We start from the raw sequence: 22,488 nt of genomic DNA on the forward strand, positions 1-22,488 counted from the left end.
GAGCTCGATGCTGAGGCCCCCGCGTACGACAGGCCACCTTGTCGCCCTGCTCGCGCTCTTCGCGGCCGCGCCGGCCCAGGCCGACGAGGGCAACGACTCACCTGTCTCGCGAGCCATGGCCGCGCCCGCTGTCGCGTCGGGCGCGGCGCCCGCGAGCGCGGCGGTGGCGGGCGCGACGCCGCCCGCGAGCGCGGCGACGAAGGGGCGAGCGATCTCCCCCCGGCGGCGCGCCCTCGCCGCGACAGGCGCGGTGATCCCCGGGCTCCTCGTGCACGGCAGCGGGCACTTTCTCCTGGGCGAGGGGCGCACGGGCCTGTCGCTCCTGGCGCTCGGCGGCGCGGGGACCGGGCTCATGATCGGTGGGCTCGGGGGCGCGGCGGTCACCGGGGCTTCGCGGCGCGTCATCGCTCCGATCGTGCTCACCACGGTGACGGGCGCGGGCCTGTTCGGGATCACCCTCCTCGCGGACCTCTATGGCGTGCTCGCCCCCGAGGGCGGCACGGGCAGCCCTCCTTCCGCGCTGCCCTGGGTCGAGACGCAGCTCGGCATGGCCTACGTCTACGACCCCACGTTCGCTTACCGAACGTTCGTCGTGCCGGGCATGGATCTGCGCCTGCGCCGACTCCGGCTCTCCGGCTCTGGCTGGTTTGCCCTGAACGACGACAACGCGCGCCTGCGCGCCGAGACAGCCTATCGCTTTCTCGGCCCCGGCACGCCGGACGGCCCGCGCGCGGCGGACGGCTCGTTCCTCGAGCTCGAGGCCGCGCTCACCCATCACCGCTACACCTCCGACGGCTTCTCGATCACCACCGGCGAGGTCACGCTCCAGGGCCGGCTCGATCTCGCCCGCGTCGGTGCGACCTTGCGGGGCTCGTTCGCGGAGATGGGCTGGGGGATCGGGGTGGAGGCCTATCGCAACGGCCGCCGGCCGTTCGAGGGGAACGAGCTCTTGACCCCGCATTTCGCCTTCGGGATGTACCTTGGGCACGAGGGGTATCCGCGCGGCGAGGCCAAGGTGGTTTACGAGCACCGGCACGACGGGTATGCGGCCGGCGCGAAGATCACCGGCCTCGGCAGCGGCGTGCCGGGGCACCTCGGCCTTCAGGGCCGGCTCTATGCCTCGCCCCGCTGGGGCGTGCTCGCCGACGTGCAGGCGGGCTCCGCGTACGTCGGGCGCCTGTCGCTGCTCCTGCGCCCCGGAGGATCGCCATGATCATGAGAGGCCCGCTCCTCGTGCTCCTCGCCCTCACAGCGCCGCTCGCGCTCTCCTGCCTCGACGCGGCCGAGGGCCGCGCGCGGCGTGATCTGGAGGTGGGAAAGGCCTCTCTGGGCGAGGCGCGCGTCGTCGTGGACGAGGGGCTCGCGGCGATCCGCCGCCTCGCGCCGGGCGAGCTCTCGCTCTGGGCGAGCGCGCCTGTGCTCTCATTCCGCCTCACCGACGCTGCGGGCGGGCCGTGGACGGTGACGATCGAGAACCTGCTCGCCGACGCGGAGCTCTCGGCCGACGTCGGCGGCGAGCGCGTGCCCGTGGAGCTCGTCGAGGCGCCCTTTCCGACCCAGCGCACGTTCCGGTTCGCCCTGCCGCCGGGCGCCGAGGCCACGCTCTCGCTGCGCCCGCCGGACGCGGCGCGGCTCGAGCCGTGGCGGTTCGCTGTCTTCGCCGATGTCCAGGAGGACATCGACCGCGTGCAGGACATCTACGCGAAGATGAACGAGACCGAGGGCGTCCGCTTCGCGCTCATCAGCGGCGATCTCACCTCGCGGGGCTCGCCCGAGCAGCTCGAGCGGTTCCAGCGCGAGATGAAGACCCTCGCGTTCCCCTGCTATGCGACGCTCGGCAACCACGAGCTCGGCACGCGGGACGACCTGTATCACGAGTGGTTTGGCCGGGGGAACTTCCGCTTCGTCTTCCGGGGCGTGCATTTCACGATGCTGGACTCGGCGAGCGCGACGATCGATCCGCTCGCCTACGGGTGGCTCTCCGGCTGGCTCACCGAGGGGCGGGACCTCTTGCACGTGGTCACGATGCACCTCGCGCCGCTCGATCCGGTGGGCTCCCGCAACGGCGCCTTCGCGAGCCGGGCCGAGGCGAACAAGCTGCTCACGATGCTCGCGGACGGGCGCGTGGACCTCACGTTCTACGGCCACATCCACTCGTTCTACGCGTTCGAGAACGCGGGCATCCCCGCGTACATCTCGGGCGGCGGCGGCGCCATCCCCGAGCGGCTCGACGGCATCGGGCGCCATTTCGTCACCGTCGACGTCGAGCCTCCCGGCAGGATATCGCAGGTCGCTGTCGTCCGCGTGGATTGAGGCGCGGGCGGAGGCTGCTATCGAGTTGCGGGCGCGGGCAATGACGGCGCTCGGGCGGCAGGGCCGCCAGGCGGGCGAGCGGGAGGGCCGCCAGGAAGGGCAACGAAGCACGCTGCTCAAGCAGCTCCGGTTGCGCTTCGGCGAGCTGCCCGAACCGGTCGTGGCGCGCGTCCGCGCCGCCGATGCCGCGCAGATCGAAGGATGGACCGAGCGCGTCCTCACCTCGCCGACGCTCGACGACTGCCTGACCGAGCGCTGACGCGACAGCGCGAGCGCGGCTGACCTGCGGGCGCTCGCACGGCCTGGTGCCAAATCGCTCACGATAGTTCCTGGTTCATGAGAATTTGAACCACAGAGGCACAGAGGGCACAGAGGAGAGAAAGAGAAAAGAGAAAAAGGGGAGTGAGAGTTCTCCTCTCCCTCTCTCCTCTCCCTCTCTCCTCTCCCTCTCTCCTCTCCCTCTCTCCTCTCCCTCTCTCCTCTGTGCCCTCTGTGCCTCTGTGGTTCAATCTCTTCCTCATCACGGAACCAGCGACGCACGGCGAGGACGCCGCGTCAGGGCCGCCGGCCGGCGGGAGCGCCGTGGCCCTGCTGGAGGTGCTGCGCGAGGAGGCTGTCGCCGAAGTCGTCCTGCAGATCGCGGAACACCGTGTGGATGTGATCGCCGCCGCGGTTGTCGTACTCGATCAGGTGCGTGGGGCCGTGGATCCGGTAGTAATGCGACTGCTTCGGCGCGGCGCTGCCCGCCCAGGCGAAGTGCAGCCGCTCCACGCCGGCGCGCTCGATGCGGCGGAGGTGCCCCTGGGCGACGGCGTCCGGGAAGTTGCGGGCGTAGACCTCCAGGAGGCGTATCAGCGCGGCGCGCTGGGTCGGGGTCATCTCGGCTGCGGGCAGGCCGTCGAAGCCCGGCAGCGCGGCGCGGCGGGAGGCCTCGGTGACGAGGTCGGGCGGCGCCGTGGGGGCGATCACGGCGCGCTGACGCTGCGCCGGGGTGAGGGAGGCCAGGAAGGCGCGGCCGAGATCCTCCTCGACCGCGAGCACACGCAGGCCCTTCCGGGGACCCGAGGGCACCTCGGCCGGGTTGGCGCCCAGGAAAGCCGGTGTCGTGGCCACGGCACGTCCCGCCGACGTGAAGTTGAGCGAGACGTGGTGACCCTCGAAGCGAAAACCCCAGGGGCCCAGGGGCCCGGGCTGACCGAAGACGGCGACGTGATAGCGACCCGGGTCGCGGAACGCCGGGCTGCCCTCGATGCCGCCGAGGATGCCCTCGAGCAACAGGACGCCCTCCAGCTTGCGATACCCCTCCGGGCTCAGCCCGGCCCGGAGCAGCGCGTGCGCGGCGCCGCGCTCGCGATCGTCCATGTCCCCGAGCGCAAGGCCGGCGCGGCGGCGCGGGACGTAGTGCCAGTCCTCGCGCTCGCCGCTCTCGAACGCGAGCTGCGCCCGGCCGCGCGATCCTCGAGAGAGACCCTCCAGGAAGGCGCCGGCAGACGCCGCGATCGCCTCGGCCGTGGCGCGTCCCGCAGCGGCGCCCGGGGGAGACGCGAGGCCCGGAGGCCCCGCAACTGCCGGTGACGCCGGCGGAGCGCCGTGCCCGGCGGCCAGCTCGGCCGGCGCGGGCTGGCCGCTCGAGGCAGCCGCGGGCTCGCCGCCTCGGCCTTCCTGGGGTCGTATGCTGTTGCACGAGGCCGCCATCACGAGCGCCAGGACGGTGGCAATCCGCGCGCGCGGTCTGGATGAGCTCTCGCAGGGTCGAGGTGCAAAGGCGGGCTCTTCAGCTCGCCGGCAGATCGTTGGGCTCACGCTGCTAAAGTACCCCGATGCGATGGCGTGCTTGGATTTTTCTCGCGGCGTGCCCTGCTCTGAGCACAGCGCCGGGCTGCAACGCGATCTGGCGCTCGGCGAGCCCAGCGAGCCCGAGACCGTCGCGATGATCCGCGGTGAACCCGGCGAGCAGCCCGGAGACATCGAGGTCGGCGAGCGCATCTACTGGATCACCGGCGGGAACATCTACGCCGTGGAGAAGGACGGCTCCGGCCCAGGGGGGCTCGCAGCGGCGGATTACCCCAGGTTGCTCCTTGCGGACTCCACCTTCATCGACTGGTACACCCCCGGCGCGAGGCAGCTCCGGCGGGTGCGCACATCCGCGTCGGATCGAACCCGAGCGGTCAACCCGGGTCGGATGAAGGGGCGCGTTGCGGTGAATGATTCTCGCGCCAATGAAACCCAGCGGCGTGCTGCCGGCTCGCCTGTCCGGAGGTGCGCGGCGGTAGAGTACGGCGATGCGATCGAGCGAATCGATGACCCTCGCTGTGTGCGCTGCCTTGAGCACAGCGCTGGGCTGCAACGCGATCTGGGGGATCTCCGACGGAAAACCCACCGCGGAGCCCGCGTTGACCGGCGCCGGAGGGGCCGGCGGTGGCGAGGCCGCCGGGGGGGCCGGTGGCGCCGCCGGGAACGGCGAGGCTGGGGGAAACCCGTCGGCGTGCCCGCCGGAGCCGTTCACCGCGCGCGCGCCGGAAGGGTGCCATGCCGCCGACGGCGACATCGATTACCTCTCCGATCCGGAGAACTGCTGTGTCCCCGGCAGGAGCTGCCTCGGCGGCGCGTGCAAGGAGGGCAAGTGCACGCCAGTCATCCTCACCACCACGGTCCCCGAGGAGCACGAGACGATCGGCATCGCCGTCGAGGGGGAAGGGGCCGGCGCGCGCGTGCTCTGGGGCAGCGGCTATGGAGGCACTGTCTTCGCGACAGAGAAGGCGGCCGGCGGCTTGACCGAGCCGCTGGTGGTCCTGGACTCCACCGTGACCATGCTCGCGCGCGACGGGAGCTCGCTGTTCATCACCGACTGGAACTTGCCAGACGTGCTGCGGGTGCCGCTTCAAGGGAACATCACGGTCCCGACGGTCGCGACCTCCGAGGGGGCGTCGCGCGGCTGGCAGCCCGTGGCCGGCGACGGCTGGCTCTACTGGGTCACCGAGACGTTCCAGGAGGACGATGCGCCCGACGCGCCGGACGCCCCGCATCGCATCTGGGCAGCGCGGGCCGATCAGTCGGACCAGACAGGCCTGCTGGTGCTCGACAAGGACGCCTACGTGGGAGGCCTCGCGCTGGACTCCACCCATCTCTACTGGAGCGAGATGGAGGTCGGCGCGACGCAGATCTCCGTGCAGCGGATGGCGATCGGCGAGCCCAGCGCGCCCGAGCTCGTCGCGTCGATCCGCGTCGGCAGCGGCGAGAGGCCGGGGGACATCACGGTGGGCGATCGCATCTACTGGGTCGCCGCCGGCGATGTTTACGCCGCGAACAAGGATGGATCCGGCGCAGGGGTGCTCGCGGCGGCGGGTTACCCAAGCAGGATCCTGGCCGACTCCGCCTTCGTTTACTACTTCGGCGCCGGCGGCGAGCAGCTCCGGCGCGTGCGCCTCTCGGGCGGCGCGCCGGAGCTGCTCGCCGACAGCACGTACGCCCTGGGGGTCGCGCAGGACTGCCGCGCCATCTACTGGACGACGGCCCAGGCCGAGGCGTCACCGCCCTCCGTGCGCATGCTGGCCAAGTGATGGGCCGGGACGACGAGGGCACCCCGGGCGCACCCGGACGAGGGCGGCGCTTCGGATGACGCCGCCCATCACCGGCGACCGCGCGCGCCGGCGTCCGCGCTAGCATCGGGCCCATGACCTCTCCCGAGACGATCGCCGCGCAGGCGCGCCACTCCATCGACGAAGCGACAGGCGCTGTCGTGCCGCCGCTCCACGCGAGCACGACGTACGCGCGCGACGAGGGGTATCGCCTGCCCGCAGCGCACGAGTACACGCGCGACGACAACCCGACGTACCGCGCGCCCGAGGGGCTCCTCGCGGCCCTCGAGGGCGGCGTCGACGCGCGCCTGTTCGCGTCGGGCATGGCGGCCGCGACCGCGGCGGTGCAGGCGCTCGCGCGGCCCGGCGCGCGCCTCGTCGCCTCGCGGGCGATGTACAGCGGCCTCCGCCTCTGGCTGACCGAGTGGTGCGCGACGTGGAACGTCGACCTCGAGCTCGTCGACGCGACGGACCTCGACGCGCTCCGCGCGGCCGTCCAGCGCGGCCCGACGTCCCTCGTCTGGATCGAGACGCCCGCGAACCCCACGTGGGACGTGGTCGACATCGCGGCCGCGGCGGAGATCGCGCGCGCGGGCGGCGCGCGGCTCGCCGTCGACTCGACCGTCGCCACGCCCGTGCACACGCGGCCGCTCGCCCTCGGCGCCGACCTGGTGATGCACGCGGCGACCAAGGCGCTGAACGGCCACAGCGACGTGCTCGCCGGCGCGCTCGCGACAGCGCGCGACGACGAGGCATGGCAGCGCATCCGCCGCGTCCGCCGCCTGCAGGGCGCCGTCCCCGGCCCGTTCGAGGCGTGGCTCCTGCTGCGCGGCATGCGGACGCTCTTCGTGCGCGTGGAGCGGGCGAGCGCCACCGCGCTGGAGCTCGCCCGGCGCCTCGCGGGCCACGGGGGCGTCGAGCGGGTGCTGTATCCGGGGCTCGAGTCGCACCCCGGTCACCTGGTCGCGGCGCGGCAGATGAAGGGCGGCTTCGGGTCGATGCTCTCGCTGCTCGTGCGGGGCGGCGCCGAGGACGCGCTCCGCGTCGCGGGCCGCGTGAAGGTCTTCCTCCGCGCGACGTCGCTCGGCGGCGTCGAGAGCCTGATCGAGCACAGGGCGACCGTCGAGGGCCCGAACACGCTGGCGCCGCCGAACCTGCTCCGGCTCTCGATCGGCCTCGAGTCGGTCGACGACCTCTGGGCCGACCTCGACGAGGCGCTCCGGGCGCGCTGACGGTCCTGGCGCGGCTAGGGGGTGATGTCGATCATTCCCTCGATGTTCAGGAGGGTCACGGAGATCTCCGCGCCGAGGCCCGCCCCGCCGGCGAACGCCGGCGCCTCCACGCGCACAGCGCAGACCCCGTCGGCGATGACCTCCGCGGAGCGCGTCAGCACGTCTCCCTGTGGGAGCACGAGGCCGCTGTCGCAGAAGGGCCCGTCGACGGGGCAGGTCTCGCGGCGGGGATCACCGAGATCTCATGAGATGCGCCGTCCTCGGTGGCGGTGACCACGACCTTGCCGTCCCCGGTCGCGACGATGTCGGAAGGCGCGCCCCCCTCGGGCACCCGGAGCCCCACGCCCGAGCCGACAACGGTGACGGCCGGGTGCTCGACGTTCTGTGGAGAGAAGGGCTTGCCCATCGCGTCGAGGGCCACCGCGGTGATCGGGAGAGGGCGGTTTGACTGGATGACGGTGCGCGCGCCGCACTCCGCGGGCGCTTCGAGCCGCCAGCGTGGCCGCTCGGCCCGGACGGTCATGAACCAGGTGACCGGGAGCTCGCGGGTGTCGTCGTACGCGGAGCAGAGGTCGAGGCCGCCGACCGGCACCGTGAGCACGCCGGACACCTCGAAGGACGACGGCCCCTCCTCGAGCACGTTGACGACAAAGGTCGTGGGCCCCGTCTGCATCACGGTGATGGCCCCCTGAACGGCGCTGATCTCATCGATGGTGACGGCGGTTCCGAGCGGGTCGCAGCAGCAGCGCGGATCGATCACGGGATTGAGCTTCATGGTCACGGAGGCTGGATACTCGGGGCCGAACGCGAGCGCGGCCCTGCCCTCGACGACCATGCGCGTCGGCGTCGACCGGTCGATGCTCGCGAGGTTGTGGCCGTTGAACGTCGAGCGCGCGCGGGCCGGGATCGCGAGCATCGGGACCTCGCTGGTGCCCGGCTCGACGGGGGCGGGACAGCGCGGATCGCTGCTGACATCCGGCTCTTCAACGCCTGGTTCGGGCTCTTCAACGCCCGGTTCGGGCTCTTCAACGCCTGGTTCGGGGTCCTCGCCGGCGTCCGGTCTTGCAACGCCGTCATCGGGTTCCCCGACGTCGGCGCCGGGAGCAGGCGGCGCCGGCTGACACGAGAGGAACGCGCCGAGGAGCACGATGGAGCGGAAGAACCCTGTTTGTATGACAGCAGGAGTACCGGAGGGGCGCAGGAGATCGCAAGGACACGCCCGGAATGCAGCGGCGCAGGGTTGCGACGCTGGCGGCGCCGAGGAGGCTCCTCTGCGCGAGTCCGCCGCTGCCGTCCCGGCGGTCGACCGGAGTCCACGAAACAGGATGGATGCGGGCGGGGCGGGCAGCGGGGCATGCTCGTCACCGGTTCTGTGAAGCGTCTGGAGGAGCTGCCGGGTCGGGCGGGGTCCCCGCGGCCGCGGCGCGGGCCAGCTCCACGTGGCGCAGGCAGGCTTCCCGGTTCGCGCGGGCCATGGCTTCGGGCACGCGGAACAGGTCGATCCTCCGATCGATGGGCATGCAGTAGGTGGTCGCGGTCCACAGCTTCGGGTCGTCGGCGCCGTGGAGCGGTTCGATGTCGGACCACACCCGCACGACCTTGTCGTCAGACGCGGTGACGATGCGCTTGCCATCGGGGCTGAACGCCGCGTCGTTGACCGGGGAGTCGGAGCCGCGGAGGACCAGGGGCTCTCCCGTCCCATCGGCGTTCCATACCCGTATCGTCTTGTCCTGGGACGCGGTGACGATGCGCTTGCCGTCGGGGCTGAACACGGCCGCCACGACGCCGTACGCGTGCCCCCGGAGGACCAGGGGCTCGCCGGTTCCGTCGGCGTTCCAGACCCGGGCGGTCCTGTCAAAGGACGCGGTGACGATGCGCTTGCCATCGGGACTGAACGCCGCCGAAGATACCCAGCTCTCGTGTCCACGGAGGACCAGGGGCTCGCCGGTTCCATCGGCGTTCCAGACCCGCGCCGTCTGGTCGGGTGACGCCGTGACGATGCGCTTGCCGTCGGGGCTGAATGCCGCCGAGTTGACCTTATCCTCGTGACCCCGAAGGACCAGGGGCGTGCCCTTGCCATCGATGTTCCAGACCCGGACGGTCCTGTCCTGGGACGCGGTGACGATGCGCTGGCCATCCGGGCTGAACGCCGCCGACGAGAGCTCCTCCTCGTGACCGCGGAAGATCAGGGGCGCGCCCTTGCCATCGGCGTTCCATACGCGCGCGGTCCCGTCAAAGGACGCGGTGACGACGCGCTTGCCATCGGGGCTGAACTCCGCGGAAGGGACCGTATCCGCATGACCGAGGAGGACCAAGGGCTCACCCGTGCCGTCGGCATTCCAGATGCGCGCCGTATGGTCCCGCGACGCCGTGACGATGCGCTTGCCATCGGGGCTGAACGCTGCCGAATACACGATATCCTTGTGACCTCGAAGGCTCAGGGGGTCCTCCGCGTCATCGCTGTCCCAGGTCCGCGCGGTCTTGTCCCACGATGCGGTGACGATGCGCGTGCCATCGGGGCTGAACGCCGCCCAGGTGAGCCCCTCCTCGTGGCCACGGAGGACCACGGGCTTGCCGACGCCGTCGGCGTTCCAGACGCGCGCGGTCTTGTCCCAGGACGCGGTGACGACGCGCTTGCCATCGGGGCTGAACGCCGCCCAGGTGAGCCCCTCCTCGTGGCCACGGAGGACCACGGGCTTGCCGACGCCGTCGGCGTTCCAGACGCGCGCGGTCTTGTCCCAGGACGCGGTGACGACGCGCTTGCCATCGGGGCTGAACGCCGCTGAATAGATCGCTTCCTCGTGACCGCGAAGGATGATGGGCTCACCCGTGCCGTCGGCGTTCCAGACCCGCGCGGTCCTGTCATAGGATCCCGTGACGATGCGCTTGCCATCGGGGCTGAACGCCGCCCTGTAAGCCACGTCCTTGTGGCCGCGGAGGACCACGGGCCGGCCGGTGCCATCGGCGTTCCAGACCCGGGCGGTCCTGTCGTTGGACGCCGTGACGACGCGCTTGCCGTCGGGGCTGAACGCCGCCCCGCGGACCGCGTCCTCGTGACCGCGAAGGATGATGGGCTCACCCGTGCCATCGGCGTTCCAGATCCGCGCGGTCCCGTCCTGGGACGCGGCGACGATGCGCTTGCCGTCAGGGCTGAAGGACGCTGTGTTGACCCGACTCCCGTGGCCACGAAGGACCACGGGCTCGCCCGTGCCATCGGCGTTCCAGACCCGCGCGGTCGCGTCCGCGCACGCCGTGACGATGCGCTTGCCGTCCGGGCTATAGCTCGCCTGGACGACGAGATCCGGATGGCTGAGCACGGCGCGCGAGACCCTGCTGTTCAGCGCCGACCGCGCGAGGCTGGCCCACCCTCGCGGCAGGTTGGGCGGCTCGACCTCGCGCACGATCGCCAGCACGATCGTGGGATCGGCCTCCATCTCGCGGGCCGCGGCCATGCGCGTGGCGTTGCGCGCCTCCCGGGCTTCGGCCTGCGCGCGCGTCGCCTCGTCGTGCGCGCGGGCTGCCGAGTACGACACGACGAGCGCGACCGCGCCGAGCGCGGCGATGACGCCCGCCGTGAGGCGCCGCCGCAGGCGCCGCGCTCGCTCGTGGAGCGCCACGACGGCCAGCATGTACCGCTCCTCGCGGTCGCCGAGCCCGACACGCCAGTCGGCGCCGTGCTCGGCGCGCCGGCGCTCACGCCATTGCCGGGCATCCTCCGCGGCGCGATCGCGCCAGAGCAGCCCCGCGGCCTGGCCGCTCGCCTCCCATTGCTGGGCCGCCGCCCGCAGCCGGGCCAGGAACTGCGCGTCTCGCTCGCTCTCTGCGATCCACTGCCCGAGCCTGGGCCACCTGTCGATCAACGATTCGTGGACCAGCTCCACCTTCGTGCGATCTCGCGCGCAGCCGGCCTCCTCGTCGCCAGCTTCGAGGAGCAGGAGCCGCGCGCCGGCCAGGCGCTGGATCACCCGCGCGACCGCGTCGCCGGCGCTCCCTTCGCCGCCCTGCGCGGCCTCGCGGAGCTCGCCCAGGCTCACCACCGCGCGCGTGCGCTCGGGCGTGACGAGCCGCAGGAGCACGGCCCGGGCCAGCCGCTGCTCGCGCAACGACATCGCCAGGAGCACCGCGTCCGCGTGGGCGGACAGGGCACCGGCGACGCCGCCGAGCTGCTCGTAGCTGCCCCGCGTGAGCAGCCGGCGCTCGCGATCCCGCCGCTCCCACAGCTTCGCTGCCGTGAATTGCAAGAGGGGCAGCGGGCTCCGCGTGCTCTCGAGCGTGCCCAGCATGTGCTCGACCATCCCGGCGGCCTCGAAGCGATACCCGGCCGCCGCGAGCGGCGCCATCAGGGCATCACGCAGGCCAGCGCGCCCCATCGGCGGCAGGAACCAGAGCCCGCGGGTCACGTCGCTGATGAAGCCGTGATCCTCGGCCATCCGCTCGAGGAAGTCCGAGCGGACGGCGAGCAGCACGCGCAGGGGCGACGAGGCGTCGTCGGCCGCGCCCTCCAGGCAGGAGATGAACACCGCCAGCTCCTCGGTGGAGGCGCCGAGCGTATAGAGCTCCTCGAACTGGTCGACGAAGAGCAGGATATGGCGACGTGACCCGTCTCGCCGGCAGCGCGCCCGCAGCCGTGCGCCCAGGTATCCGGGCTGGGCGCGCAAGGTGGCGACCAGGCCGTCGTGATCGGGGAGCTCGGGCGAGCTCGCCGTCGCGTCGCTTCGCGCCGTCGCCCCGCTCGCGTGGTCCGCCTCGGCCACCTGCGTGAGCACATCGGCGAGGGCGGACAGCGGCCGGCGTCCGGGCCGCAGCACGAACGCCTCCCAGCGGTCTGCCGACCGTTTCAGGGCGGGGATCACGCCCGCGCGCACGAACGACGACTTGCCCGCCCCCGAGGGCCCGGCGACGACCAGGAGCTGCTCCTTGCGCAGCCGCGCCGCCGCAGCGGTGATCTCGCGATCGCGGCCGAAGAAGCGCGCGGCGTCCGCCTCCTGGAAGGCGGACAGGCCGGCGAACGGGCTCTCGTCCTCGCCCAGCCGGAGGGGCCTTCGGCCGGGCACGAGCGCCTCGAGCTCGGCGAGGAGCTCGCTGGCGGAGCCGATGCGCTCGGCCCTGCGCTTCTTGAGGCAGCGGTCGACGAGGGCGCCGAGCGCGCCCAGCTCCGGCTGCCGCTCGCTCAGGCTGGGCATCGGGAGATCGAGGTTCACGACCTCCGAGAGCCGCGCGAGCGAGAACGGGCGCAGCGGGTGGTCGCCTGTGAGCAGCTCGTACAGGACGATGCCGACGGCCCAGAGGTCGGTGCGACCGTCGATGTCGCTGCCCAGCAATTGCTCGGGCGCCATGTAGGCCGGCGTGCCGGTGAGCGTGCTCCTCCAGCGCCGGCCGGCGCCTCCGGCGAGCGCCGCCCGCGCGCTCGCGCTCGACGGGACCAAGCCCGGGTCGATCCGCTTGGCGAGGCCGAAATCGAGCACCTTGATGCATCCGGCGTCGTCCAGCCGGATGTTCTCCGGCTTGAGATCGCGGTGCACGATCCCGAGCTCGTGCGTGCACACCAGGGCGCGAACGACGGGGATGATGATCTCGATGACGGCGCCGGCCGCCCTCGGACCCGGCGGCGCAGGGGCGGCCGGCGGCGCAGGGGCGGCCGGCGGCGCAGGGGCGGCCGGCGGCCCGGGCGTGCTGGCTCGCTCGCCCTGGACCATCCATTCGCGCAGCGAGCGACCCTTGATGTACTCGAGCACGAGGTAGCTACATCCATGGATCTCGTCGACCTCGTGGATGACGACGATGTTCTCGTGCCCGCAGCGCGCCGTGGCCCGCGCCTCGTCCAGGAAGCGCTCGCCCTTCTGCCCGGTGTAGCTGAGGAGGAACTTGATCGCGACCAGACGGCCTAGCCTCATGTCGCGCGCCAGGTACACGACCCCCATGCCGCCCTGGCCCAGCTTGCGGATGATCTCGTAATGCTTGATCACGTCGCCGGGCTTCCAGTGCACGCGGATCGCGGCGGGCTCCGCTGGCACCCCCGCACCGGTCCGGCGAGAGACGGCGCCGCGCGCTCGCCCGCCGGAGGCCAGGCTGGTTGGGACCCCGGCGAGCGTGAGCGAGGGCTCCGCGCTGGAGGGCTCGGGCGCGATCGGCTCGTCATGACCGGTCGCCGCGTCTCGCCCCGAGCCCGCCAGGGCGCGGCCGGCGGCCTCCTCTCGTGCCTTCGCTTCGTCGCCGCTCGGGGCGTCTTTCAGGATCAAGTCCTCCCGGCGGAGCCCGTCGACCCCGCAGTCATCGAGCTCACACAGCAGGCCGTCGGCCGTGACGTCCCGCGCCGCGACGTCCAGGATGGTCGCCCGTCGCAAGAGGGCGCCGAGCGGGTGGGCGAGGAGCGCGCGGGGGATCCGGACGGGCTCGTCGCTCTCCGGAGAGAGAGCCTCGCCGTCCGGGGACATTCCGCGGCCGAGCCGGCTGCCCGTGAGGCACTCGAGGAACACGAGGCCCCAGGCGTACAGGTCCGAGCGCGCGGTCGGCGGGAATCCCCGGCGCTGCTCGGGCGCCGCGTAGGCCTGCGAGCCGACGATCCCGGTGCCGGAGACGTGCGCCTCGCCCTCGCCGAGGCGCGCTCCCGCGTCGACCTTCCCGAAGCCGAAGCCGAAAAGCATCGCGCTCTGCTCTGGCCGCGAGGGCACGACCATCACGTGGGCCGGCCTGACGTCCCCGTGGACCATGCCCTGCCGGTGCGCGCAGGCCAGCGCGTCGAGGACCTGCCTCATCAGGCGCCGCGCCTCGCGGGGATCGAGCGCGCCCTGCGCCGACAGCAGCTCGGCCAGGCTCTGCCCGGGGACGCGCTCGAAGATCGCATAGAGCTGCCCCTCGTCCGTCTGCCCCGCGTCGATCAGCCGGGCGATGCTGGGATGATCGAGCCGCGCATAGCGGCGCATCTCCCGCAGGAAGTGCGCGCGGCGGCGTCGCGCGACGTCCTCGGAGACCCCCTCTGGCAGGATGCGCACGACCTCGAGGACGACCGGCTGCCCGCTCGGGATCTGCCGCCCGTGGTAGACCGCAGCCAGGGCGGTCTCCTGGGGCGAAGAGAGGATCTCGTAGCGGCCCTGGAATACCGTCCTTGGAGCGAGGGTCTCCCGTTTCATCATGGCCCCCTCCGGTCGCAGCCGGCTCGCGCGGCAGCTTCTGCCGGAACGCCCGCATCATGGCTTGACGCCGTCCGCGCGGCGATCCTGCCGGTCGAGTCCGTCCCGCGCCCCGGGGAGAGCTCGACGATGTGACTAGTCCGTGGTCGGGCAGCGAGCCTCGCTGTCCCGTCGCTGCTTCTATAGAGCGATCTCCGCTCCTCGTCTGGCACCGGCGCGCCCGCAGAGCCCCATGTGGAGCGCTGTTCATGCACGGCGTGGCGCGCTGCTTCTGGACGAGCCTGGCGGCATGACCGGCCTGACTGGCGCACGTGGGCAGAGGGCGCCTTGGACACAGCCGGCCGCACACGGCGGAGCGTGGCGCTGGTCTCGTCTTGTGGAGTCATCGACGGCTGGACAAGGCTGCTCGGCAAGCCCCGCCCGGTGCCATGTCGCGCTCGCCGGTTGCGCTGTCCGCCTTGCTTCCGCGCCCAGAGGCGATGGCGTCCGGCTTCGACGTCGTCGCCGGCCTGCTCGCCCTCTCCCGTCCTTCAGCTCACCGCTGCTCCCGGGCAGCCGCGCGGGCCGCCTCGACGTGGCGCAGGCAGGCTTCCCGGTTCGCGCGGGCCATGGCTTCGGGCACGCGGAACAGGTCGATCCTCCGATCGATGGGCATGCAGTAGGTGGTCGCTGTCCACAGCTTCGGGTCGTCGGCGCCGCGGAGCGGTTCGATGTCGGACCACACCCGCACGACCTTGTCGTCGGACGCGGTGACGATGCGCTTGCCATCGGGGCTGAACGCCGCGTCGTTGACAGGGGAGTCGGAGCCGCGGAGCACGACCGGCTCCCCCGTCCCATCCGCGTTCCACACGCGCGTCGTCTTGTCCTGGGACGTCGTGACGATGCGTTCGCCGCCGGGGCTGAACGCGGCCGAGAGCACCCAGTGCTCGTGACCCTCCAGGACCAGAGGCTCGCCGGTGCCGTCGGCGTTCCAGACCCGCGCCGTACGGTCCCGTGACGTTGTGACGATGCGCTTGCCGTCGGGGCTGAACTCCGCCGAGGATACCCAGCTCTGGTGACCCCGGAGGACCAGCGGCTCGCCGGTGCCGTCGGCGTTCCAGACCCGCGCCGTACGGTCCCGTGACGTTGTGACGATGCGCTTGCCGTCGGGGCTGAACGCCGCTGACTCGACCGCCTCCTCGTGCCCTCGAAGGACCAGCGGCGTGCTCTTGCCGTCGGCGTTCCAGACCCGCGCGGTCCTGTCCCGGGACGCGGTGACGATGCGCTTGCCATCTGGGCTGAAGGCGGCCGAAGTGACCGCCTCCTCGTGACCGCGGAGGACCAGAGGCCTGCCCTTGCCATCGGCGCTCCACACCCGCGCGGTCCTGTCGTCGGACGCGGTGACGATGCGCTCGCCATCGGGGCTGAACGCCGCCGAATGGACCTCATCCACGTGACCGCGGAGGACCACGGGCTCACCCGTGCCGTCGGCGCTCCACACCCGCGCGGTCCTGTCGTAGGACGCGGTGACGATGCGCTTGCCATCGGGGCTGAACGCCGCCGAATACACCATGCCCTCGTGACCGCGAAGGATCATGGGCTCGCCCGTGCCACCGACATCCCAGGTCCGGGCGGTCCTGTCGTAGGACGCGGTGACGATGCGCTTGCCATCGGGGCTGAACGCCGCCGAACACACGCCGTCCTCGTGACCGCGAAGGATCATGGGCTCGCCCGTGCCGTCGGCATTCCAGATCCGCGCGGTTCGGTCCCAGGACGCAGTGGCAATGCGCTTGCCATCGGGGCTGAACGCTGCTGAGTAGAGCCCGTCCTCGTGGCCGCGGAGGACCATGGGCTCGCCCGTGCCGTCGGCATTCCAGATCCGCGCGGTTCGGTCCCAGGACGCAGTCACAATGCGCTTTCCATCGGGGCTGAACGCCGCCGAGTAGAGCGCGTCCTTGTGACCGCGAAGGATCATGGGCTCGCCCGTGCCGTCAGCGTTCCAGACCCGCGCGGTCCGGTCATAGGACGCAGTCACAATGCGCTTTCCATCGGGGCTGAACGCCGCCGAGTAGGGCACCTCCTCGTGGCCGCGGAGCACCACAGGCTCGCCGCTGCCATCGGCGCTCCAGACGCGCACGGTCCTGTCATAGGACGCGGTGGCGATGCGCTTTCCATCGGGGCTGAACGTCGCCCACCGGACCGCCTTCTGGTGGCCGCGGAGGACCACGGGCTCGCCCGTACCGTCGGCGTTCCACACCCGCGCGGTCTTGTCAGACGATGCGGTGACGATGCGCTTGCCGTCGGGGCTGAAGGCCGCCGAACTGACCCGATCGCCGTGGCCGCGGAGGACCACGGGCTCGCCCGTACCGTCGGCGTTCCACACCCGCGCGGTCGCGTCCGCGCACGCAGTGACGATGCGCTTGCCGTCGGGGCTATAGCCCGCCTGGATGACGAGATCCGGATGGCTGAGCACAGCGCGCGAAACACCGCTGTTCAACGCCGACCGCGCCAGGGTGGCCCACCCTCGCGGCAGGTTGGGTGGCTCGACCTCGCGCACGATCGAAAGCTCGGTCGTGGGATCGGCTTGCATCTCGCGGGCCGTGGCCATGCGGGTGGCGTTGCGCGCCTCCCGGGCCTCGGCCTGCGCGCGCGTCGCCTCCTCGTCGGCGCGCGTGGCCTGCTGACTGGCGCGCGTGGCCTGCTGGCTGGCGCGGATCGCCAGACCCGACACGACGAGCGCGACAGCGCAGAGCGCGGCGATGACGCCCACCGTGAGCCGCCGCCGCAGGCGCCGCGCTCGCTCGTGGAGGGCCACGACGGCCAGCATGTACCGCTCCTCGCGGTCGCCGAGCCCGACGCGAAAGGCGGCTCCCTGCTCGGCGCGCCGGCGCTCACGCCATTGCCGGGCGTCCTCCGCGGCGCGATCGCGCCAGAGCAGCCCCTCGGCCTGGCCGCTCGCCTCCCATTGCTGGGCCGCGGCCCGCAGCCGGGCCAGGAACTGCGCGTCTTGCTCGCTCTCGGCGAGCCACTGCCCGAGCCTGGGCCACCTGTCGATCAGGGACTCGTGGACCAGCTCCACCTTCGTGCGATCGCGCGCGCAGCCGGTCTCCTCGTCGCCCGCTTCGATGAGCAGGAGCCGCGCGCCGGCCAGGCGCTGGATCACCTGCGCGACGGCGTCGCCAGCGCCCCCTTCGCCGCCCTGCGCGGCCTCACGGAGCTCGCCCAGGCTCACCACCGCGCGCGTGCGCTCGGGCGTGACGAGGCGCAGGAGCACGGCCCGGGCCAGCCGCTGCTCGCGCGAGGACATCGCCACGAGCACCGCGTCCGCATGGGCGGAGAGGGCACCGGCGACGCCGCCGAGCTGCTCATAGCTGTCTCGCGTCAGCAGCCGGCGCGCGCGATCTCGCCGCTCCCACAGCTTCGCCGCCGTGAATTGCAGGAGCGGCAGCGGGCTCCGCGTGCCCTCGAGCGCGCCCAGCATGTGCTCGACCATCTCGGCGGCCTCGAAGCGGTACCCGGCCGCCTCGAGCGGCGCCATCAAGGCTTCGCGCAGGCCGGCGCGCCCCATCGGCGGCAGGAACCAGAGCCCGCGGGTCACGTCGCTGATGAACCCACGATCATCGGCCATGCGCTCGAGGAAGTCCGAGCGGACGGCGAGCAGGACGCGCAGGGGCGACGAGGCGTCGTCGGCCGCGCCCGCCAGGCTGGAGATGAACACCGCCAGCTCCTCGGCGGAGGCGCCGAGGGTATAGAGCTCCTCGAACTGGTCGACGAAGAGCAGGATACGGCGACGCGCCCCCTCACGCCGACAGCGCGCGCGCAGCCGTGCGCCCAGGTATCCCGGCTGGGCGCGCAAGGTGGCGACAAGCACGTCGTGATCGGGGAGCTCGGGCGAGCCCGTCGTCGCTTCGCCTCGCGCCGTCGCCCCGCTCGCGCGCTCCGCCTCGGCGAGCTGCGTGAGCACATCGGCGAGGGCAGACAGCGGCCGGCGCCCGGGCCGCAGGACGAACGCCTCGCAGCGGTCCCCTGACCCTTTGAAGGCGGGGAGCACGCCCGCGCGCACGAACGACGATTTGCCCGCCCCCGAGGGCCCGGCGATGACCAGGAGCTGCTCGCTGCGCAGCCGCGGCGCCACGGCGGCGATCTCGCGATCGCGGCCGAAGAAGCGCGCGGCGTCCGCCTCCTGGAAGGCGGACAGGCCGGGGAACGGGCTCTCGTCCTCGCCCAGCCGGGGCGCCCTCCGGCCAGGCACGAGCGCCTCGAGCTCGGCGAGGAGCTCCCTGGCCGAGCCGATGCGCTCGGCCGTGCGCTTCTTGAGGCAGCGGTCAACGAGGGCGCCGAGCGCGCCCAGCTCCGGATGCCGCTCGCTCGCGCTGGGCATGGGGAGCTCGAGGTTCACGATCTCCGGGAGCCGGGCGAGCGAGAAGGGGCACAGCGGATGGTCGCCGGTGAGCAGCTCGTGCAGGAGGATGCCCACGGCCCAGAGGTCGGTGCGACCATCGACGTCCCTGCCCAGCAGTTGCTCGGGCGCCATGTAGGCGGGCGTGCCGGTGAGCGTGCTCCTCCGGCGCCGGCCGGCGCCTCCGGCGGGCGCCGCCCGCGCGCTCGCGTTCGATGGGACCACGCCCGCCTCGATCCTCCTGGCGAGGCCGAAATCGAGCACCTTGATGCATCCGGCGTCATCCAGGCGGACGTTCTCCGGCTTGAGATCGCGGTGCACGATCCCGAGACCGTGCGCGCACACCAGCGCGCGGAGGACAGGGATCATGATCTCGATCACGACGCCGGCCGGCCTCGGGCCAGGCGGCGCAGGGGCGGCCGGCGACCCGGGCGCGCTGGGGCGCTCGCCCTGGGCCATCCATTCGCGCAGCGAGCGACCCTTGATGTACTCGAGCACGAGGTAGGGACATCCATGGATCTCGTCGATCTCGTGGATCACCACGATGTTCTCGTGCCTGCAGCGCGCCGTGGCCTGCGCCTCGTCCAGCGAGCGCTCGACGTTCTGCCCGGCGTAGCCGAGGAGGAACTTGATCGCGACAAGGCGGCCGAGCGTCGTGTCGCGCGCCAGGTAAACGACCCCCATGCCGCCCTGGCCCAGCTTGCGGATGATCTCGTAGTGCTTGATGACGTCGCCGGCCCTCGGGTGCATGGGGGCCGCAACGGGCTCCGCTGGCCTCCGCGCATCACCGGTCCGGGGGGGCGCGGCGCCGTGCGTGCGCCCGTCGGGGGCCGGGCTGGCCGGGATCTCTGGCAGCGAGAGCGTGAGCGGGGCCTCCTCGCTGGAGATCTCGGGCGCGCCCGGCTCGTCAGGGCGGGTCGCCGCGCCTCGCCCCGGGGCGGTCAGGGCGCGGCCCGCGGCCTCCTCGCTTCGCGTCCCTTCGGCGCCGATTGGGGCGTCCTTCAGGGTCAGGTCCTCCCGGCGGAGCCCGTCGACCGAGCAAGCGTCGAGCGCGCACAGCAGGCCCTCGGCCGTGACGTCCCGCGCCGCGAAGTCCCCGGCCGTCGCCGATCGCAGGACGGCGCCGAGCGGGTGATCGACGAGCGCGCGCGGGATCCGGACGGGCTCACCGCTGTCCGGAGGGAGCCCGTCTCTCTCCGGGGACACTCCGCAGCCGAGCCGGCTGCCCGTGAGGCACTCGAGGAAGACGAGGCCCCAGGCGTACAGGTCCGAGCGCGCGGTGGGCGGGAATCCCCGGCGCTGCTCGGGCGCCGCGTAGGCCAGCGAGCCGACGATCCCGGTGCCGGACACGTGCGTGCCGCCCTCGCCGACGCGCGCTCCCGAGGCGGCGACCCTGCCGAAGCCGAAGCCGAAAAGCATCGCGCTCTGCTCTGGCCGCGAGGGCACGACCATCACGTGGGCCGGCCTGACGTCCCCGTGGACCATGCCCTGCCGGTGCGCGCAGGCCAGCGCGTCGAGGACCTGCCTCATCAGGCGCCGCGCCTCGCGGGGATCGAGCGCGCCCTGCGCCGACAGCAGCTCGGCCAGGCTCTGCCCGGGGACGCGCTCGAAGATCGCATAGAGCTGCCCCTCGTCCGTCTGCCCCGCGTCGATCAGCCGGGCGATGCTGGGATGATCGAGCCGCGCGTAGCGGCGCATCTCCCGCAGGAAGTGCGCGCGGCGGCGTCGCGCGACGTCGCCGGAGATCCCTTCCGGTAAGAGGCGCACGACCTCGAGGACGACCGGCTGCCCGCCCTCGATCTGCCGCCCATGGTAGACAGCGGCGAGGGCGGTCTCCTCGGGCGAAGAGAGGATCTCGTAGCGCCCCTGGAACACCGTCCTTGGGGCGAGGGTCTCCTGTTTCGTCATGGCCCCTCCGGTCGCTGCCGGCTCGCGCGGCAGCTTCCGCCGGAACGCCCGCATCACGGCGCGACGCCGTCCAAGCGGCGATCCCGTCGGTCGAGCCCGCCCCGCACCTGCGGGAGAGCTCGACGAGGTGGCCGGCCCGGCGCCCGGGCAGCCAGCCCCGCTGCCTCGTGGCTTCTCTTGTAAAGTGATCTCCGCGCCTCGTCCGGTGCCGGCGCGCCTCCTCGCGAGGAATCGGGCGACTCGAGCGCAGCAGCGGCGGGCCGCGACCAGTCGGACCGGCCTTGCGAGGGCGGGCGTGCCGATCTGGAACCGAGCCGGGCGGTCTCGATGGGAGACGGGCGCAGGTCGCGGCGTGGCCGAGCGCCCCGGCGGGGAGGGGAGACCGAGCCGGAGCGCGTGCGCGCGCGCGTCGGCCTGTCGTGCGCCTCCGCTGCGACGCTTCAATCCTCTGCGCGCGGCCCGCGCGGGCGCGCGGCGCCTGTCGACGGCGCATTCGCCTTGGCTCGCGGTGCCGGGCGCACGGAAGCGGCGCCCGCGTGCGGTCGGGCGTATGCTCCGCGCACGCGAGGAGCAGGAGAGCGATGGCGAAGCCGGACAATCAGAGCGGGCGCCAGTACACCGAGGCCGAGGTGCGGGCCATCCTGGAGCGCGCCCTCCGGGGCGCGCAGGCGCGTGAGGTCGGTCATGACGAGCTCGTCGCGGCGGCCGAGGAGATCGGCATCTCTCGGGCCGCGATCGAGGCCGCGTCGCGCGACATCGAGCTGGTCCGGGGCGAGGAGGACGCGCGCGCCGCGATCATGGCGCACCGGCGCAAGGGCTTCCGGTCGCACCTGTTCTCGTTCGTCGTGGTGAACGCGTTTCTCTTCGCGATCAACGCGCTGACGCCCGGGCCGTGGTGGTTCTTCTGGCCGCTGCTCGGATGGGGGCTGGGGCTCGCCTTCCATGCGCGCGCCGCGCTCTCCAGCGACGTGTCGCCGCGGCGGCTCCGGCGGGAGATCGAGCGCAGCGCCGAGCGGGCGCGTCGGGAGGAGCTCCGGCGGCTCAAGGAGCGGCGCACGGCCGAGCGCCTCGAGCGCAAGCAGCGCCTCGAGCGGAGCGCCGAGGACCTCGGGCACGCCGTCGAGGAGGGCGTGGCGACGGTGCTCTCGCGGATCGCGCAGGAGATCCGCGGCAGCGTTCCGCCGGGGCCGGGGCCGGCGCCGGCAGAGGAAGCGGCGCGCAGGCAGCGGATCGCGCCGCTCGACGCGGACGACGCCGAGTCCGAGGCGCTCGGCGAGGAAGAGGCGGAGCGCGCGGGGCGGCGCGGCCGCGGCCGGCGCTGACGGCGTCGACGGCGCCACACCCCTCTCGACGACCCTGGGGGGCGAGAGCTCGGCGATCGCCTGGCGCACGCGAGGCTCTGCGTGATCCAGGTCTGGCGTCATGGGCTTCTTCTACGATCCTGCGCGCGAGCCGTTCCCGCCCCACCTTGTGGCGGCCCGCCTGACCCTGGTCATGCCGGGGAGCATCACGGACCTGAAACGATGTAGATGAGGCCGCGCTGGAGCGGCTCAGATCGCATGATCCGAAGCAGACGAGGGCTTCGGTGAAGCGTGGCTATCGACGCGCAATTTGTCGCTCACCACGTTGTTGAGCGCGATCGCTCGAGATGCCACGGGCGCACGAGGCGCCCGGCTTCGGTGGGCGCGGGCACGCGAGCTGGCGAGCCTGCGTGGTCCGTGGGCGCCGAGGTCTGCGCCGGGCTCGGCGCGCAGGTGAAGGTGGTGAACGGCGAGGTCCAGGGCTGTATCACCTCCAGCTCCGCAGAGCTGCTCGCTGTGTTCCGGTGGACCTACACCGGGTTGGACACGGAGCTGAACTACAATGTGCTCGAGTACAGCGGCGGCAACCTGGTCGGCCAATCCGGGTGGATGCCGCCGACCCTGTCGAACGGATGTCCGCGCTGGTGA

General features: G+C 72.6%; 13 protein-coding genes. 7 read left to right on the forward strand and 6 right to left on the reverse strand.

From position 1 onward, the window contains the following. The first annotated feature begins 7 nt into the window (after positions 1-7). From WMF42_RS01100 to WMF42_RS01110, 3 genes are read left to right on the forward strand one after another with little or no spacing between them, the layout of a single operon-like run. Positions 8-1,213 carry a hypothetical protein gene (locus tag WMF42_RS01100; protein ID WP_437689818.1) on the forward strand — a complete coding sequence of 402 codons (1,206 nt, stop codon included), beginning with the start codon at positions 8-10 and terminating at the stop codon, positions 1,211-1,213. Then, complete coding sequence (locus WMF42_RS01105) at positions 1,210-2,313, forward strand: metallophosphoesterase family protein (RefSeq protein ID WP_434045059.1); 1,104 nt, start codon at positions 1,210-1,212, stop codon at positions 2,311-2,313. Before WMF42_RS01100 ends, WMF42_RS01105 begins: the two co-directional genes overlap by 4 nt. 40 nt (positions 2,314-2,353) lie before the next feature. After that, positions 2,354-2,572: a DUF4351 domain-containing protein gene (locus tag WMF42_RS01110; RefSeq protein ID WP_061605738.1), complete on the forward strand. Its 219-nt coding sequence runs from the start codon at positions 2,354-2,356 to the stop codon at positions 2,570-2,572. A gap of 58 nt (positions 2,573-2,630) precedes the next feature. Here WMF42_RS01110 and WMF42_RS01115 read toward each other — a convergent pair whose 3' ends face one another. Next, the gene (locus tag WMF42_RS01115) at positions 2,631-2,834 is read right to left on the reverse strand and encodes a hypothetical protein (protein WP_437689819.1); all 204 of its coding nucleotides are present in this window, start codon (positions 2,832-2,834) and stop codon (positions 2,631-2,633) included. 34 nt (positions 2,835-2,868) lie between these two features. Beyond that, entirely contained in the window at positions 2,869-4,008 is a 1,140-nt protein-coding gene (locus WMF42_RS01120; RefSeq protein WP_437689820.1) for a DUF3500 domain-containing protein, read from the reverse strand. A gap of 587 nt (positions 4,009-4,595) precedes the next feature. Here WMF42_RS01120 and WMF42_RS01125 point away from each other — a divergent pair. Beyond that, entirely contained in the window at positions 4,596-5,873 is a 1,278-nt protein-coding gene (locus WMF42_RS01125) for a hypothetical protein (RefSeq protein ID WP_437689821.1), read from the forward strand. Between the two features lie 113 nt (positions 5,874-5,986). Continuing rightward, entirely contained in the window at positions 5,987-7,123 is a 1,137-nt protein-coding gene (locus WMF42_RS01130) for a trans-sulfuration enzyme family protein (protein ID WP_061605741.1), read from the forward strand. A gap of 14 nt (positions 7,124-7,137) precedes the next feature. Here the strand turns inward: WMF42_RS01130 and WMF42_RS01135 are convergent, their stop codons facing one another. From WMF42_RS01135 to WMF42_RS01150, 4 genes are all read right to left on the reverse strand, one after another. Continuing rightward, a complete protein-coding gene (locus WMF42_RS01135) occupies positions 7,138-7,284 on the reverse strand; it encodes a hypothetical protein (RefSeq protein WP_155797997.1) in 147 nt (48 codons plus the stop codon). Next, positions 7,278-8,039, reverse strand: coding sequence for a hypothetical protein (locus WMF42_RS01140; RefSeq protein ID WP_437689822.1), 762 nt, complete (start codon positions 8,037-8,039; stop codon positions 7,278-7,280). The genes WMF42_RS01135 and WMF42_RS01140 overlap by 7 nt, the downstream gene beginning before the upstream one ends. Positions 8,040-8,484: 445 nt before the next feature. Continuing rightward, positions 8,485-14,256: an nSTAND1 domain-containing NTPase gene (locus WMF42_RS01145; RefSeq protein WP_437689823.1), complete on the reverse strand. Its 5,772-nt coding sequence runs from the start codon at positions 14,254-14,256 to the stop codon at positions 8,485-8,487. 532 nt (positions 14,257-14,788) lie between these two features. Further along, complete coding sequence (locus WMF42_RS01150) at positions 14,789-20,539, reverse strand: nSTAND1 domain-containing NTPase (RefSeq protein WP_437689824.1); 5,751 nt, start codon at positions 20,537-20,539, stop codon at positions 14,789-14,791. A 581-nt stretch (positions 20,540-21,120) separates the two neighbouring features. On the opposite strand from WMF42_RS01150, the gene WMF42_RS01155 reads away from it, so the two are divergent. Together WMF42_RS01155 and WMF42_RS01160 are read left to right on the forward strand one after the other, a co-directional pair. Next, entirely contained in the window at positions 21,121-21,861 is a 741-nt protein-coding gene (locus WMF42_RS01155) for a 2TM domain-containing protein (protein WP_437689825.1), read from the forward strand. 396 nt (positions 21,862-22,257) lie between these two features. Then, complete coding sequence (locus WMF42_RS01160) at positions 22,258-22,488, forward strand: hypothetical protein (protein WP_437689826.1); 231 nt, start codon at positions 22,258-22,260, stop codon at positions 22,486-22,488.

It is taken from the genome of Sorangium sp. So ce176 (assembly GCF_051519835.1).
GTDB classification, from domain to species: Bacteria; Myxococcota_A; Polyangia; order Polyangiales; family Polyangiaceae; genus Sorangium; species Sorangium cellulosum_G.

Coding starts and splice junctions, on each gene's coding strand:
- WMF42_RS01100 (WP_437689818.1), top strand. CDS start 8: ATGCTGAGGCCCCCGCGTACGACAGGCCACCTTGTCGCCCTGCTCGCG.
- WMF42_RS01115 (WP_437689819.1), bottom strand. CDS start 2,834: ATGAGGAAGAGATTGAACCACAGAGGCACAGAGGGCACAGAGGAGAGA.
- WMF42_RS01120 (WP_437689820.1), bottom strand. CDS start 4,008: ATGGCGGCCTCGTGCAACAGCATACGACCCCAGGAAGGCCGAGGCGGC.
- WMF42_RS01125 (WP_437689821.1), top strand. CDS start 4,596: ATGCGATCGAGCGAATCGATGACCCTCGCTGTGTGCGCTGCCTTGAGC.
- WMF42_RS01140 (WP_437689822.1), bottom strand. CDS start 8,039: ATGCTCGCGATCCCGGCCCGCGCGCGCTCGACGTTCAACGGCCACAAC.
- WMF42_RS01145 (WP_437689823.1), bottom strand. CDS start 14,256: ATGATGAAACGGGAGACCCTCGCTCCAAGGACGGTATTCCAGGGCCGC.
- WMF42_RS01150 (WP_437689824.1), bottom strand. CDS start 20,539: ATGACGAAACAGGAGACCCTCGCCCCAAGGACGGTGTTCCAGGGGCGC.
- WMF42_RS01105 (WP_434045059.1), top strand. CDS start 1,210: ATGATCATGAGAGGCCCGCTCCTCGTGCTCCTCGCCCTCACAGCGCCG.
- WMF42_RS01130 (WP_061605741.1), top strand. CDS start 5,987: ATGACCTCTCCCGAGACGATCGCCGCGCAGGCGCGCCACTCCATCGAC.
- WMF42_RS01155 (WP_437689825.1), top strand. CDS start 21,121: ATGGCGAAGCCGGACAATCAGAGCGGGCGCCAGTACACCGAGGCCGAG.
- WMF42_RS01110 (WP_061605738.1), top strand. CDS start 2,354: ATGACGGCGCTCGGGCGGCAGGGCCGCCAGGCGGGCGAGCGGGAGGGC.